This window comes from Neisseria sp. HMSC065D04, from assembly GCF_001815675.1.
GTDB lineage: Bacteria > Pseudomonadota > Gammaproteobacteria > Burkholderiales > Neisseriaceae > Neisseria.
Map to the genome: position 1 here is coordinate 5,045 of NZ_KV821542.1, position 14,396 is coordinate 19,440.

The 14,396-nt window shown below is 54.8% G+C and carries 17 protein-coding genes and 1 pseudogene; 10 read left to right on the top strand and 8 right to left on the bottom strand.

The features are described from left to right. Positions 1 to 202: 202 nt before the first annotated feature. The 4 genes from HMPREF3050_RS10295 to HMPREF3050_RS10310 are packed head-to-tail and all read left to right on the top strand — an operon-like array spanning position 203 to position 2,568. On the top strand, positions 203 to 703 hold the full coding sequence (locus HMPREF3050_RS10295) for a hypothetical protein (protein WP_003759852.1): 501 nt from the start codon (positions 203 to 205) through the stop codon (positions 701 to 703). Between the two features lie 26 nt (positions 704 to 729). Then, positions 730 to 1,020 (top strand): NTF2 fold immunity protein, encoded by a 291-nt coding sequence (locus HMPREF3050_RS10300; protein ID WP_070774717.1) that lies wholly within the window; start codon positions 730 to 732, stop codon positions 1,018 to 1,020. Between the two features lie 51 nt (positions 1,021 to 1,071). Further along, complete coding sequence (locus tag HMPREF3050_RS10305) at positions 1,072 to 1,863, top strand: hypothetical protein (protein ID WP_246830266.1); 792 nt, start codon at positions 1,072 to 1,074, stop codon at positions 1,861 to 1,863. 42 nt (positions 1,864 to 1,905) lie between these two features. Further along, the gene (locus HMPREF3050_RS10310; RefSeq protein ID WP_070774719.1) at positions 1,906 to 2,568 is read left to right on the top strand and encodes a PspA/IM30 family protein; all 663 of its coding nucleotides are present in this window, start codon (positions 1,906 to 1,908) and stop codon (positions 2,566 to 2,568) included. A gap of 88 nt (positions 2,569 to 2,656) precedes the next feature. On the opposite strand, the gene HMPREF3050_RS10315 is transcribed toward HMPREF3050_RS10310, so the two are convergent. Beyond that, on the bottom strand, positions 2,657 to 3,106 hold the full coding sequence (locus HMPREF3050_RS10315; protein ID WP_039409690.1) for a PepSY domain-containing protein: 450 nt from the start codon (positions 3,104 to 3,106) through the stop codon (positions 2,657 to 2,659). 49 nt (positions 3,107 to 3,155) lie between these two features. Beyond that, positions 3,156 to 3,500: a hypothetical protein gene (locus tag HMPREF3050_RS10320; protein ID WP_070774721.1), complete on the bottom strand. Its 345-nt coding sequence runs from the start codon at positions 3,498 to 3,500 to the stop codon at positions 3,156 to 3,158. Between the two features lie 128 nt (positions 3,501 to 3,628). Here HMPREF3050_RS10320 and HMPREF3050_RS10325 point away from each other — a divergent pair, with 128 nt between their 5' ends. The 5 genes from HMPREF3050_RS10325 to HMPREF3050_RS10345 all read left to right on the top strand — a co-directional run bounded on the left by HMPREF3050_RS10325 (position 3,629) and on the right by HMPREF3050_RS10345 (position 7,682). Next, on the top strand, positions 3,629 to 3,856 hold the full coding sequence (locus tag HMPREF3050_RS10325; protein WP_003743669.1) for a hypothetical protein: 228 nt from the start codon (positions 3,629 to 3,631) through the stop codon (positions 3,854 to 3,856). A gap of 68 nt (positions 3,857 to 3,924) precedes the next feature. Next, entirely contained in the window at positions 3,925 to 4,407 is a 483-nt protein-coding gene (locus HMPREF3050_RS10330; RefSeq protein WP_070774723.1) for an OsmC family protein, read from the top strand. Positions 4,408 to 4,453: 46 nt separating this feature from the next. Further along, positions 4,454 to 5,119 carry a YqiJ family protein gene (locus tag HMPREF3050_RS10335; protein ID WP_003767067.1) on the top strand — a complete coding sequence of 222 codons (666 nt, stop codon included), beginning with the start codon at positions 4,454 to 4,456 and terminating at the stop codon, positions 5,117 to 5,119. Between the two features lie 79 nt (positions 5,120 to 5,198). Then, positions 5,199 to 5,756, top strand: a complete 558-nt coding sequence (locus tag HMPREF3050_RS10340) for a hypothetical protein (protein WP_070774724.1) — start codon at positions 5,199 to 5,201, stop codon at positions 5,754 to 5,756. A 213-nt stretch (positions 5,757 to 5,969) separates the two neighbouring features. Then, on the top strand, positions 5,970 to 7,682 hold the full coding sequence (locus HMPREF3050_RS10345; protein WP_003743659.1) for a flotillin family protein: 1,713 nt from the start codon (positions 5,970 to 5,972) through the stop codon (positions 7,680 to 7,682). A 165-nt stretch (positions 7,683 to 7,847) separates the two neighbouring features. On the opposite strand, the pseudogene HMPREF3050_RS14915 reads toward HMPREF3050_RS10345, so the two are convergent. The 3 genes and pseudogenes from HMPREF3050_RS14915 to tsaE form a co-directional block, all read right to left on the bottom strand. Continuing rightward, positions 7,848 to 7,910, bottom strand: a pseudogene (locus HMPREF3050_RS14915) (transposase); the annotation flags it as partial. A gap of 302 nt (positions 7,911 to 8,212) precedes the next feature. After that, a complete protein-coding gene (locus tag HMPREF3050_RS10350; protein WP_070774725.1) occupies positions 8,213 to 9,472 on the bottom strand; it encodes an N-acetylmuramoyl-L-alanine amidase in 1,260 nt (419 codons plus the stop codon). Continuing rightward, positions 9,454 to 9,930 (bottom strand): tRNA (adenosine(37)-N6)-threonylcarbamoyltransferase complex ATPase subunit type 1 TsaE, encoded by a 477-nt coding sequence (gene tsaE / locus HMPREF3050_RS10355; RefSeq protein WP_070774726.1) that lies wholly within the window; start codon positions 9,928 to 9,930, stop codon positions 9,454 to 9,456. Before tsaE ends, HMPREF3050_RS10350 begins: the two co-directional genes overlap by 19 nt. A 251-nt stretch (positions 9,931 to 10,181) precedes the next feature. Between tsaE and murI the strand changes: the two genes are divergently transcribed. Next, a complete protein-coding gene (gene murI / locus HMPREF3050_RS10360) occupies positions 10,182 to 10,994 on the top strand; it encodes a glutamate racemase (RefSeq protein ID WP_099048535.1) in 813 nt (270 codons plus the stop codon). 88 nt (positions 10,995 to 11,082) lie between these two features. Here murI and HMPREF3050_RS10365 read toward each other — a convergent pair whose 3' ends face one another. From HMPREF3050_RS10365 to HMPREF3050_RS14425, 3 genes are all read right to left on the bottom strand, one after another. After that, positions 11,083 to 13,191 carry a TonB-dependent receptor gene (locus HMPREF3050_RS10365; protein ID WP_070774728.1) on the bottom strand — a complete coding sequence of 703 codons (2,109 nt, stop codon included), beginning with the start codon at positions 13,189 to 13,191 and terminating at the stop codon, positions 11,083 to 11,085. Positions 13,192 to 13,394: 203 nt separating this feature from the next. Further along, positions 13,395 to 14,018, bottom strand: a complete 624-nt coding sequence (rsmG, locus tag HMPREF3050_RS10370; RefSeq protein ID WP_003759807.1) for a 16S rRNA (guanine(527)-N(7))-methyltransferase RsmG — start codon at positions 14,016 to 14,018, stop codon at positions 13,395 to 13,397. 27 nt (positions 14,019 to 14,045) lie between these two features. Continuing rightward, the gene (locus HMPREF3050_RS14425; protein WP_141758441.1) at positions 14,046 to 14,291 is read right to left on the bottom strand and encodes a hypothetical protein; all 246 of its coding nucleotides are present in this window, start codon (positions 14,289 to 14,291) and stop codon (positions 14,046 to 14,048) included. Positions 14,292 to 14,396 lie beyond the last annotated feature (105 nt).

The window sequence follows — 14,396 nt, forward strand, 5'->3', positions numbered from 1 at the left end:
CAAGGCGGAAACCGCAACAAGGTTGGACACCTTGTGAGGATTTCCAACGCGGAAGATACCGCTTTGGGGATAAAAAGACACGGAAACTATTGAATGTTGACAGCCCCTAAGGTTTACAAAAATAAACCATTTCAAATGTTGCGCCTTGTCATTTCATCTTGTATATTTGTATACAAATGAATACAAACCAAATTAAACGAATATGAATGCAACAAACCGTATCCCAGTCAGTGTAAGAATCACTCAGGAAGATGCTGATTTTATTGCCGAATTAAAAATAGAAGGCGCGAATACGCCGTCTGAAAAAATCCGCGAGCTGCTCAAGCAGGCGCGTTTGGCGCATACGCAGACGCGCGATTACGGTTCCGCGCTGACGGCGCAGGAGCAGTTTTTCCAAGCGGCGAAACATGACGTGCTGCACGCGGAAAAGCAGGCGGGGGTGCATTCGCATATCGTGGCGCGATTGTTTGAGCAGTTGCCCGACTTGGGCGCGACGCTTGCCGCCGATCTGCCCGAAGAAGCCGACCTCGACAGTTTGAAAAAATACGAACGCGAACTGATGTGGCGCATCGTCCGCCTGACCGACAGCATCTTGCAGCTCGCCGTAACCGGCAAAGGCGCGGCATACGACGATACCGTGCTGCAACAGCTTGAAAACACTTTGAAACTGGCGAAGATTGTGCAGCAGGCGGGCGAGGTTTGAGGTGTGAAGGAAAGGCTGACTGAAAAATGAAAATCCACTATTGGCTTCTTATCAGTATGTTCATCTATCCCTCTTTGGCGGTGAGTGCGGACGGCGGCGCACAACCTGTTACCGAGCAGCAAGTCCTGCGGCTGACCGAAATTTATGTGACGCAGCATTACGGCGAACAAACCGCTCAAGCGCAAAAGCCGTATCGGGTGAAAAAAGACGGGGAGCATTGGATTATCAGCGGCAAGCCACCTAAAGCGCTGGGCGGCAATTTCCGCGCCGTTATCGGAGCAAACGGTCGGCTGGAAGAAATCACGCATAGCAAGTAGTGCAAGGTTTGAGGTCGTCTGAAAGGCTTCTCTCCTCAATCCTGAATACCCATGTCCAATATCAAAGGCAAGGCAACAAAGATGGAAAAATGGATAGCAGAAGCATACGAATTATTTGCACCTTACAGCGTGCGCTTCCCGCTGAATATCTGCACTTGCAATAGCTGCTCTCCCGAAGATTTTCAACAGGCGTTGTTGGAATATCCGTTACGCGAGATTCCTGTCGATATGTTGCAGGCGTATTTGGGCAGCGTGCCTTTGGACAAAGGAGCAGCGACGGCTTTAGACATGAAACATTTTCTGCCACGTATTTTGCAGGCTTTGGTCAACGAGGAAGATGTCCGATCGCTTGATGAAACGTTGCTCGATAAGTTGTGTTGCCATTTTCCCGAATGCTGGACAAAAGAAGAAATCGATTGGCTAAAACGTTTCGCCGTCGCTTGGTTTGACTCGCAACTGACTGCACCCCGCTACGAAGGCTGCTTGGTCGTTTGGCTGAATATGTTTCAATTTGCCGGATTGGATGTTGTCGACGAACTGCTGGCAGTGTGGACGGAACAGGCGGATAAAACGGCAGCTTTACGCGAATTTGTCGACTTGTATTTAGAGATTCCGTATGGAAGCGACGAGCCGGATTGGTACAAAGTCTGCTATCTGCCCGAGCATTGTCTGAATAGAACGCAATTCGCCGCCCGATTGTCGGCTTGGTTTACCCACCCGGATACCCGCGCCACATTCAGACGAGCTTTAGAACAAGCCCTGCTGGAAGGGAAAGAAGACGAAAACGAAACATTGTCATGGGAGCAATGTTACGACTGGTTGGCACAATCGGATGCCTGCTAAACACAATATTTCTCATGATTTCATAAAGAAAGGAAAATCCAAATGAGCGAAACCCTATCCCGCAGAGTGGGCCGTCTGGTGAGCGGCGGTTTTCATGCCCTGATTGATGCGGCGGAGAACCTTGCGCCTGAGGCGGTCATGAACGAGAGCATCCGCGAAATCGAGCGGGCGGTGGACGAAGTGCGTGCCGAGTTGGGCAAAGTGTTGGCGCAGAAACATCTTGCCGCCAAGAAAATGGCGGATGAGAGCAACCGCCACGAAGCCATCGATGCCAACCTGCAAGCCGCCGTAGCCGCTGGGCGCGACGATCTTGCCGAGGCGGGTATCGCCGAACAAATGGACATCGAAGCACGTCTGCCTGTTTTGGAAAACACCATTGCCGACTGTGCCGCGCAGGAAAAAGAACTTGAGGGCTTTATCGCCGCCTTGCAGGCGAAAAAACGCGAGATGCAGCAGCAGTTGCAAGACTGGCGTGCCGCGCAGCAAAGTGCGGGTGTAGGCAAAGCGGCAGGCGGCAGCGACCTCAACCGCATCGCCCGTGATGCCGAAAAAAGCGGCAACGCTTTCGACCGCGTGATGGGCCGTCAGAACGCGGTACACAGCAGCACCGATGCCGCGCAGTTGGCAAAATTGAAGGAATTGGAAGACTTGAGCCGCAACAACCGTATTGCTGAAAGATTGGCGGCACTGAAGGCGGGGAAATAAGTTTTCAGACGACCTTCTTTGTCGGAAAGGTCGTCTGAAAAGAAAAACGCCGCGCGGAGCTTGTCCTTGCGGCGTATGGCGGAACAAATTAGTAGTCGATGCGTTCGCTGATGATGCGCAAATCCGGCCATGAGAAGACGATGTCGTATTCACGTCCGTTTTTGAAGGCTTCGGCTTTCAATACGGGGCGACCACGGCGGTCATCGGCTTCGATTTCGTGAACTTGGTAGCCGCGTCGTTCAAGAATCCGCATCACTTGTGCGCGTTTTTGCTCGAAAGACGGATCGCTGTAAATTTGGTGTTCGATGTAGTCGTCATCGTAATACTTGCCGTCTCGGTAACGGTAGTCGTCATTACGGTCGTAATCGCGCTCATAGCGGTCGTCGTAACGATCATCATAGCGGTCATCGTAACGGTCATAACGCTGCTCGTAGCGGTCGGTACGATAGTCGTCATCGTAATAGTCGTAAGGATAGGGAGCGGCACAAGCGGTCAGTGCGATACTGCCTAAGAGTAATACCGGTAAAAGTTTTTTCATGTCGTATCCTTTCGGGACGTGGGGTAAGTAAAGAATATTCGGAAGCGGATTATAAATCGACGCGTTCTACGAGAATGTTTAAATCGGGATAAGACATCACGATTTTGTATTCCAAGCTGCCTTTGTAGGCCTCAAATTCCAAAACGGGTCTTACCCAATAGAGGTCGGTGTCGGAATCGTGGACTTCGTAGCCTCTGTTATGCAGGATGGACAAAGCGCGGTCGTGGTGTTGCGCGAACGCGGGATCTGTCTCCATGCGGTATTGGGCGTAGTCTTCGTAAAGGTCGAAACCTTCTGCTGCAAGAAAAATGGCGCAAACAGCGGCGACAGGAAGCAGCAATTTTTTCAAAAGCGGTTTGGACGGCTTTGTATATTGCGACTGAGAATGTTTCATTTCGTTCCCTTTGCGTCTGTTGTCGGTATAGACATTTAAACACGCAGGACTTAGGGAAAAGTTAGGAGCGGTTTCAGACGACCTTTCTTTACGATACGCACAGGTCGTCTGAAAAATAGGGGAATTTCATGATTTTTGCCATTTTGATCGGCTTGCTAACCGCCGTCTTGCTTTACTTTGTGATGTTTAAGGATTGGGACGAATTTGTCGAATGCGTCGAATTCTATTGCACCCCCGACATTATCAGCGCACTGCGGGGGCGGTATTGGGATGACGTATGGGCGGAAACCAAAATCCTGCTGTGGCTGGGCATCAGTTTGGCGGCGGGCGCATCGGCTTATGCCTGGCTCAACTAGAGTCGACGTTTCAAGGCGGATACCGTCTTTATTGCCGCGAACAGTAAATAATTGAAAGGAATGTCAAAATGAGCAAAAAACACACCTACCGCACCGCGACAACATGGACGGGCAATCTCGGCAAAGGCACATCATCCTACACCGCTTATTTGCGCAACTTTACCGTTTCCGCCGAGGGTAAGCCCGACCTGCACGGTTCCGCCGACCCGGCTTTCCGCGGCGATGCGGGCCGCTGGAACCCCGAAGAAATGCTGCTGGCCGCCGTTTCTGCCTGCCACAAACTATGGTACCTGCACCTGTGTGCCGACGCGGGCATCTGCGTTACCGCCTACACCGATCATGCCGAAGTGGTGATGGACGAAGGCGGGAATGGGAGCGCGGGACGTTTCGTCTCCGCCGTGTTGAAGCCGCGCGTTACCATCGCCGCAGGAAACGACCGCGCCAAGGCTTTAGAACTGCATCACGAAGCGCACCGCCTGTGTTTCATCGCCAACTCGGTCAACTTTCCAATTGAATGCCGCGCCGAGATTGAGAGTGAAGAGGTCGTCTGAAAACCCTATACCTGTTTGAAATACAAGAATAAAAAGGAACACGATAATGTGGAATCTAATCAACGCCCCCGAAACGGAAATCTTCGGCATCGCCATCGCGCTGATGGTTTTGCTCGGCGTGTTGGAAGTCATCTCCATGCTGGCGGGCGGCATCAGCGACTGGCTGGACAACCTGCTGCCCGACAGCCTGACCGAAACCGCGCACGCCGAAGTCGGGCTGGACGCAGCGGACGCGGGCGTGTTCGTACGGTTTCTGAGCTGGCTGTATGTCGGTCGCGTGCCGGTGTTGATGCTGATGGTGGTGTTCCTTGCCGTGTACGGACTGACGGGCTACCTGTTTCAGACGACCTTTGCCGCCGTGTTCGGCAGCTATCTGAACGGATGGCTGGCGGCAGTCGCCGTGTGGTTCCTTTCGCTGCCGCTGGTGCGCCTGACGGCGGGCGGACTGTACAAAATCATGCCCAAAGACGAAACCACCGCCGTTTCGCAGGAAAGCCTGATCGGACGCATCGGTACAGTGGTGTTGGGCGAAGCGCGGGCAGGCAGCGCGGCGCAGGTGCGGGTGAAGGATGTGTACGGGCAGCAGCATTATGTGATGGCAGAACCGGATTCCGACGAAGTATTGAAACAAGGCGACGCGGTGTTGCTGGTGTCGCTGGAGGGAAATACGTTTAAGGCAATTTTGAATCCGAGCGGGAGCTTGGTGGATTGAGGTCGTCTGAACAGATAAACGCCGGTTTGCAATGAATCACCATTTATCAATTAATTAGAAAAACAAAACGGGGATAGATATGGATCATTTGGCGCAGCCTGAGCGCGATATGCAATCCCGCATCGAAGCGTTGAAAAACAAGCTGCCGCGAGGTGTCATCGTTGTCGGCGACGGGCTGCTGTTTAAACATTCGTTATTCAGAGGTTTGTTGTTTCAACCCTTGGTTGTTTTCTTGTTCGGTCTCATCGGCGTAGGCGGTGTCTGGCTGAAGATGGTGAAATGGATGGATCCATCGCTTTCAAGCAACACGACTTGGCTGCTGGCTATTATGCTCACACTATTGTGGCTGTGGCGCGTGGAACGTTGGTGGAGCGGGCTGACGACCCGGAAATCGATTTATATTGATCGCGAAAAATTGATTATTTACGGCGCATTCGGACGCATCCGTTATCAAGGCGGACATGACGGGGCTTACAGGAAGTTTGACCGTATCCATATGAGTGACATCGTCGGAGTCAGCCTGATTACCGAACGCAGAGGAACAACAGTCATCGGCGGGCTGCTGGGATTAGGAAGGCACAATATCTGTACAACAGTTTCCCAAAACGCATTGATTGAATTAACAGGTTGGCAGTGATATTCAAGGTATAAGCTCGGTAGGTCGGATTCTCGAATCCGACGAACCGCTCCGCTTCAGCCGTATTGCACATAACCGAAATTATCGGATTCAAGAATCTGACCTACCTTTAAAACCCAAAATTTTTAACCTTTCAGACGACCCCAAACCCTAAAAAAACCGTCTGAACCCACGCCCCCTCAAGGGTATATCGACAACAAGAAAGGAAAACCCATGAACTTAGTTTCCATCGGCATCATCGCCGGCGTCATACTCGTCGCGCTGTTCGTACTCGGCCTCATCCTCACCCGCCTGTACCGCCGCGCCAGCAAAGAAGTCTCCTTCGTCCGTACCGGCTTCGGCGGCGAAAAAGTCATCATGAACGGCGGCGCGATGGTGCTGCCCGTGCTGCACGAAATCATCCCCGTCAACATGAACACATTGCGTCTTGAAGTGCGCCGCGCGGCGCAGCAGGCGTTGATTACCCGCGACCGGATGCGCGTTGACGTGATGGCGGAATTTTACGTCCGCGTTAAACCCAGCGCCGAGAGCATCGCCACCGCCGCGCAAACGCTGGGTATGAAAACCATGTCGCCCGACGAGTTGAAAGACCTCGTCGAAGGTAAATTCGTCGATGCCCTGCGCGCCGTCGCCGCCGAAATGGCGATGGAAGAGCTGCACGAAAAACGTGTTGATTTCGTTCAGAAAGTGCAACAAGTCGTGAGCGAAGACTTGTTTAAAAACGGTCTCGAACTCGAAACCGTCTCCCTGACCGGCCTCGACCAAACCAGCTTTGAGTTTTTCAACCCGCAAAACGCTTTTGACGCGGAAGGTCTGACCAAACTGACCGAAACCATCGAAGGCCGCCGCAAAAAACGCAACGAAATCGAACAAGACACCGATTTGGCGATTAAAACCAAAAACCTCGAAGCCGAGCAGCAACGCCTGAAAATCTCGCGCGAAGAAGAATACGCCAAACTCGAACAAGAACGCGAAATCGCCGTGCGCCGCGCCGAACAGGAAGCCAGCATCGCCGAGCAGGAAGCACAGAAAAAACGCGAGGCGGAAGAAGCCAAAATCGCCGCCGAGCGCGAAGTGGATTTGAAACGCATCGCCGCCGAACGCGACATTAAAAACGAAGACATCCGCAAAGCCCAAGCCGTCGAGCAGGCGGAGGTCGAACGCCGTAAAGCCATCGAGCTTGCCGAACAAGACCGCGCCATCGCCGTTGCCGAGAAATCGCGTGCCGAATCCGAAGCCAAAGCCGAGGCTGACAAAGCCCGCGCTGCCGCCGTGCGTGAAGAAGAGAGCGTGATTACCGTACGCGAAACCGAACGCGCCGAACGTGCCAAAGCCGTCGAACTGATTGCCGCCGAAGAAGCCGCGCAAAAAGACGCGATTTCGCTCACCGTCGCCGCCGAAGCCGAGAAACAGGCTGCGCAAGACCGCGCCGAAGCCGTGCGCATCGCCGCCGAAGCCGAAGCCGAGAAACAACGCCTGCAAGCCAAAGGTGAAGCCGATGCCAAAGTCCTGTTGGCACAAGCGCAAGAGCAGCAATACAAAGTCGATGCCGAAGGTACCCGCGCCGTCAACGAAGCCGCCAACGTGCTGAGCGTCGAGCAAGTCGAAATGCAAGTGCGCCTCGCCCTGTTGAAACACCTGCCCGACATCATCCGCGAATCCGTGCGCCCGATGGAAAACATCGACGACATCAAGATTCTGCAAGTCAACGGCTTGGGCGGATTCAGCGGCGCTGCCAACGGCTCCGAAGGCGTGTCGGACGGACAAACCACACAAGCCAGCCTCGCCGACCAAATGGTCAACAGCGCCCTGCGCTACCGCAGCCAAGCCCCGCTGGTTGACGGCCTCTTGAAAGAATTGGGCCTGAACGGCGGCGACATCAACGGGCTGACGCAGGGGCTGGATAAAGGCATCGGCAAGGAATAAGCCGCGCCGTTAAGAAGGTCTGAAAGCAAAGGTCGTCTGAAAACCTGAAACAAGGGTTTCAGACGACCTTTTATAGTGGATTAACTTTAAACCAGTACGGTGTTACCTCGCCTTAGCTCAAAGAGAACGATTCTCTAAGGTGCTGAAGTACCAAGTGAATCGGTTCCGTACTATCTGTACTGTCTGCGGCTTCGTCGCCTTGTCCTGATTTAGAGTTAATCCACTATATTATGGAAGGAACAAATCTGTCATCAGTCAAACCTGCTCCATCGTATCAAACGCGACAAACAGGCGGTGCAGGCGCAGCGTATTCGTCAGGCGTTCGGCTTGCAGAAAACCAGTTGGAAGCCGCCCTTAGCCCCCTCTTTCCAATCCGGCAGAACCAAGCAAACTGCGTCCGCCGCAAAGCGGCATTGAAGCAATAGTTTGTCCATACCGAACAAGCTGTTTTAAAGCATAAAACACAAAGGTCGTCTGAAAACCGATTTCAAAGTTTCAGACGACCTTTTATCTTTTCCGGCAAACCTAACTTACCCTCTGCGCAACACGGCGTTGTTGACGTATTTTTGGATGCCGGTGGCGATGGCGTCGGCGCATTGGCGGCGGAAGGAGTCGCTGCCGAGCAGCCGCTCTTCGGTGGGGTTAGACAGGAAGGCGGTTTCGACGAGGATGGACGGGATGTCGGGTGCGCGCAGGACGGCGAAGTTGGCTTCGTCAACGCGGCCTTTGTGGAGTTGGTTGAGTTTGCCCAATTCGGTCAGGACGGAATGTCCGAGTTTGCGGCTGTCGCGCATGGTGGCGGTTTGGGTCATGTCGAGAATAGCGTTATCGACGCTGCGGTTGCCGCTTTTGGGAACGCCGCCGATGGCGTCGGCGTTGTTTTGGGTTTGGGCGAGGAATTTGGCGGCGGAGCTGGTCGCACCTTTGGTGTTGAGCATATACACGCCGGTACCGCGCGCAGACGGGCTGGTAAAGGCGTCGGCGTGGATGGAGACGAACACGTCGGCATGACGGGCGCGGGCTTTGGCGACGCGCACGCCCAGCGGGATGAAGATGTCTTCGTTGCGGGTCATGTAAACGGTGTAGCCTATGCTTTCAAGGCGGTTTTTAGTTTCGCGGGCGATGGAGAGGACGACGTTTTTCTCTTTCAAGCCACTGGACCCGATGGCGCCGGGGTCTTCACCGCCATGACCGGGGTCTATCATGACGACGGGGCGGCGTCCGCCGCGGTTGGAGCGGGGAGGTACGTCTTGGGCAATGTCCGTGCGTTCGGCAGGACGTTGCGTTTGCATGCGTTTCGGCGGATTGCCGTTGAGCAGCGCCATCATCGGATCGTTGGCATCGACACCGTGCGGATAGAGGTCGATGACGAGGCGGTTTTTAAAGCCGCCGACAGGGGCAAGCGAGAAGACTTGTGGATAGGCGTTTTGCTTGAGGTCGATCACGACGCGTACGGTCGTCGGGGTGTTTTGTCCAGCACGGATGCTGCGGATATAGGGGTCGTCGGGCAGGACTTTGCCGGAAATGCCTTGCAGGACGCTGTTGATGTTGGCGTTTTGGATGTCGACGACGAGCCTGCCGGGGTTTTCCAAGGCGAAATGCTGATATTGCAGCGCGCGCGAGCTTTCGATGGTGATGCGGGTATAGGCGTGCGAAGGCCAAATACGGGCGGCGACGAATTGGGCGGGCGGCGCGGCTTTGGCGAGGGCGGAGGCAATCGGCGTGAGGGTAAACAACAGTCCGGCGGCTTGGCGGACGACTTGTCTTCGTGTCAGTTTGAATTTAACCATGCTTCTAAACTTTTTTGTCCGTTGGCGGTGTGTGCGGTAGCGGTGCAGGTCCTGCCCTGCACGGCGTGATTCAGGGATACGGTGATGTCTGCGGGCGGCGTGAACGCGCCGCCTTGTTGCGGCCATTCGATGATGCAGACGCTGTCAGGGGAGAACAGGTCGTCCAAACCCGCATCTTCCCATTCTTCGGGCGAGGCAAAGCGGTAAAGGTCGAAATGATGGAGCGTGAACACTTCCAGCGGGTAGGATTCGACGATGGCGTAGGTCGGGCTTTTGACCGCGCCGGTGTGTCCGAGTCCGCGCAGGATGCCGCGCGTGAACGTGGTTTTCCCCGCGCCCAAATCGCCTTGCAGATGGATGACCAATGGCGCGCGCAGCGATTTTGCCCAACTTCCGCCCAGCTCGAGTGTGGACTCTTCGTCGGGAAGCCGGCGGGAAAAGGTTGCGCCCTCGCTCATGAAATCAGCCTTGTCGTGTTCTAAAAACCTTAATTATGCTGGATTTACGGGCATTTGCAAACATAAGGGAGGATAAAGTTAGATAAAGATGTTCAATCGGCATCTTTGCTGCCTGCCATCCAAACGCCGTAAAGGTCGTCTGAAAACACCGTTTCCACACAACTCAACCCCTTTCAGACGACCCCGTCCCTGTTAAGCCTTGCGCCGAACGTGTACAATCCGCCCCATCATACCTAATCCGTACAAACCGCATCATGACTATCAGCAAACAACGCCCCATCGGCGTTTTCGATTCCGGCGTCGGCGGCCTGACCAACGTCCGCGCCCTGATGGAACGCCTGCCGATGGAAAACATCATCTACTTCGGCGACACCGCCCGCGTTCCCTACGGCACCAAATCCCGCGCCACCATCGAAACCTTCGCCATGCAGATTGTCGATTTCCTGCTGGAAAACGATGTCAAGGCACTGGTCATCGCGTGCAACACCATTGCCGCCGTTGCCGGACAAAAAATCCGTCAAAAAGCAGGCAATATGCCCGTATTGGACGTGATTTCCGCCGGCGCGCAGGCTGCCCTGAACACCACGCGCAACAACAAAATCGGCATCATCGCCACCAACACCACCGTCAACAGCAACGCCTATGCCCGCGCCATCCACGCCCAAAACCCCGACACGCTTGTGCGCACGCAGGCGACGCCGCTGCTCGTGCCGCTGGTGGAAGAAGGCTGGCTTGACCACGAAGTGACCCGCCTGACCGTGCGCGAATACCTCAAACCGCTCTTGGTGGACGACATTGACACGCTCGTCCTCGGCTGTACCCACTTCCCGTTGCTCAAGCCCCTAATCGGCAAAGAAGCGCAAAACGTCGCCTTGGTCGATTCCGCCATCACCACCGCCGAAGCGACCGCCCAAGCGCTCGCCCAAGCAGGGCTGCTCAACACTGAAAACGACAGCCCCGACTACCGCTTCTACGTCAGCGACATCCCTCTGCGCTTCCGCACCATAGGCGAACGCTTCCTCGGACGCAGCATGGAACAAATCGAAATGGTCTCGCTGGGATAAGGCATATCCCGCATACCAAAACGAGAGGTCGTCTGAAAACCCGTGTTTTGAGTTTTCAGACGACCTTTGTTCCATTTCCTGCCTGGAATTAGAAACTGTAATTCACCCGCGCCGTATAAGTGCGCGGCGCGCCGGGCATGGCGTCGGAACGCCAGTATTTTTGATTGAACAGATTGCCGACGGCGAAAGTGAGGTTCAGGTTTTTGCGGTTCCAGCCGAGCATGGCGTCGGTGCGGACGAAGCCGGGAAGCGTGGTGACTTCTTTGTTTCTTGAATCGTAGCCGTAGCGTTTGCCCGTACCGGTTACGCCGATTTCGCCGTAGAGGTTTTCGGTCGGCGTGTAACGGAAGAACAGGTTGCCGGTAACGTTGCTGGTGTTGTCCAAGTGGATGCCCACTCTGTCGGGATTTTCTTTGTCTTCAACGACTTTCGCCTGCATCACGCCCAACGATCCGCGCAGGTAGAGTTTTTTGGGGATGATTTGTCCGATGGCGGACAACTCCACGCCGCGCGAACGGTGTTTGCCGCCGACAGCCCAAGTGTAGGAATCATTTTGCGCGTCGGGACGGTAGCGGATATTGAAGCGTTCGATTTGGTAGGCGGACAATGTGGTGCTGAGGCGGTCGTCCAGCCAACTGCTTTTGACACCGGTTTCGTATTGGCGGGTGTATTCGGGATCGGCGTTGAACACGGCGGAAGACGAAGTGTCGATGCTCAAATAGCCGTCGCGTCCGCCATAAGGTGCGAAGCCTTTGTTATACGAGGCGTAGAGCGTGTGGGCAGGCGTTACGTTCCACACTGCGCCGATGTTGGGGCTGAACGAATGGCCGCTGTATTGACGGCTGCTGCCGGTGAGTTTGTTTTCGGAATTAAAGGTGTATTTGTCGTAACGGCCGCCGAGGACGAATTTCAAGTCGGGCGTGGCGGAGAAGATGTTTTGCACAAAGATGCCGTAGGAGTCGGCTTTGTGGCGGTTTTGGGTGAGGACGGGTTGCAGCCTGCCCGAAGCCGGCCAGATTGCGCGGTCGTAGGGGTTGATGGAGGCTGTAAAGGCGCGGCTGAAACCCAATGTCGGGTTGCGGTGTTCGCGGCTGTAATCCAAGCCTACGGTCAGGTGGTTTTCAAAACGGCCGATGTGGTAGTCGCCGTTGAGCGTGAAGTTGGACGACAGGGTTTTGTTGTCGGTCTGCTGCCAGGCGTAGTTGCGCTTGATTAGGCTGCCGTTTTCGCTGCCTGCATAGAAATGGTCGAAATCCTGCGCCGCCGTGCGGTGGGCGAGCTGCCATTGGGCGCGCCATTTGTCGTTGAAGGCGTATTCGAGGTCGGAACGCCAAACTTGCAGCTTGTCTTTGACAAAATCGTTCGGGTGGGCGAAACCCATGCGGTAAGGCAGTCCGAAGCGGTCGTACACGGACTTGGTCGGGCTGCGGTCGGGCGTGCGCTCCACGTTGTCGTAGGTGTATTGCCCCGTCCATTTCAAGCCGTTGTCGAGTTTGACGGTAATGCTGGGCGAAACCATGACGTTTTTGCTGTCTATGCCGCTGCGGAACGAATTGGCGCGCCCGACTTCGCCGGTGAGGCGGATGGCGACGTTTTTGTTCAGCACTTCGTTGATGTCCATATTCAGGCTGCGGTTTGCCCACGAGCCGTAAACCGCACCGATGTTGCGGCTTTGTTTGAAATTGGCGTATTTGCTGACCATATTGATGACGCCGCCGCCGTTGGTACGACCGTAAAGGACGGAAGACGGGCCTTTCAGGATTTCCACGCGCTCGATGTTGGCGGTACTGCGGCGGACCTGTCCGCTTTCGCGCACGCCGTCGCGGTAAATATCGGAGGCGTCGGCTTGAAAACCGCGCAGGAAAATGCTTTCGCCGCGCATATCGTAGGCAGCGTCAATACCGGCGTTGCCTTCGAGGATGGAACTCAAATCGTTCGTGCCGTAGTTTTTGTTTTTCTGAATGTTGAGCGTATCGATGGTTTGCGGCGTTTCTTTAATGAGCTGCCCGTTGCGGGTAACGGCAGCTTCGTCGTAATTGATGTAGCCTTTGAGTGCGCTGGTGTCGGACTGTCCGACCACGGTAACGGTGGGCAGTGTGGCGGTGTAATGTTCGCTATCGGCGGTATCGGCGGCATACAGCGGGAAAGCGGAGGCAATCAGGGCGGGAAGCAGGGAAAGGCGGGCAGAATATTGCATGTTCAACTCGAAAGGTGAAGGGATGCGGCATTATAGGAAATATTTTTGCTTAATCGAAATAATTGATAATAATTATCTTTATTTATGACAAACCGTGTTTATATTTTGCAACGAAGCAGCCATAAACCGAAAGGTCGTCTGAAAAGCCCTGTTTCGGGTTTTCAGACGACCTTTGCAATATTCAGGCTAAACGTTCGGAAGGTTCAAACCTTCTTCAAAACCACCATATGCCGTTCTGCATCCAAGCCGGGGACGTGGAGGGCTTCGACGCGTTCGACGGCGACGGTGTCGGGGAGTTTGGCGATTTCTTCTTCGGGGTACACGCCTTTCATGGCGACCCAGCGGCCGCCGTCTTTCAGCAGGTGTGCCGTCCAGTTGACGAAGTCGGCGAGTTCGGCGAAGGCGCGGCTGGTGATGATGTCGGCTTGTAAGTCTTGAACGGCTTCGACGCGGCCGCTGACGACGCGGACGTTACTTAGTCCGAGTTCGATGACGGCTTGTTGCAGGAAGGCGGTTTTTTTGGTGTTGGCGTCCAGAAGGGTGATGTTGAGGTCGGGGCGGCAGATGGCGGCGGGAATGCCGGGCTGTCCGCCGCCGGAGCCGACATCCAGCATAGTGTGCGCGCCTTGTAGGTAGGGGAGCAGGGTCAGGCTGTCGAGCAGGTGGTGGCTGACCATTTGCGCTTCGTCGCGCAGGGCGGTGAGGTTGTAGGTCTTGTTCCACTTTTTGAGCAGGCCGGTATAGGCGAGCAGTAGGGTTTGCTGTTCAGCGGATAGGTCCAAACCTAATGCCTGTATGCCTGATTGGAGTTGCTGTGTCGGGGTCATGGTGTTTGTCCGTGTTTGTGTCGGGCGTTATGGTAGCGGAAAAAAAGGTCGTCTGAAAGGCGTGGGGCGGGCGGGGATAAGGTTGTCGGTGTGGGGAGTTGTAGCGTGGGCTTTGCCCGCGAAACTTGCCGCCTGATAATCTGAATCCATCCGTGTCTTTGCACTCATGTCGTGGGCAAAGCCCACGCTACGGGTTTCAGATGACCTTTGGGTGTTTTCGAGGAGCGGTTGGTATTTAATTTTTTGAGTGAGTTGTAGGTGGGCTACGCCCACGAAATTTGCGGTCTGACAATCCGAATCCGTCCGTCGTTTTTGCACTCATGTCGCGGGCAAAGCCCATGCTACGGATTTCAGACGACCTTTGGGTGTTTTCGAGGA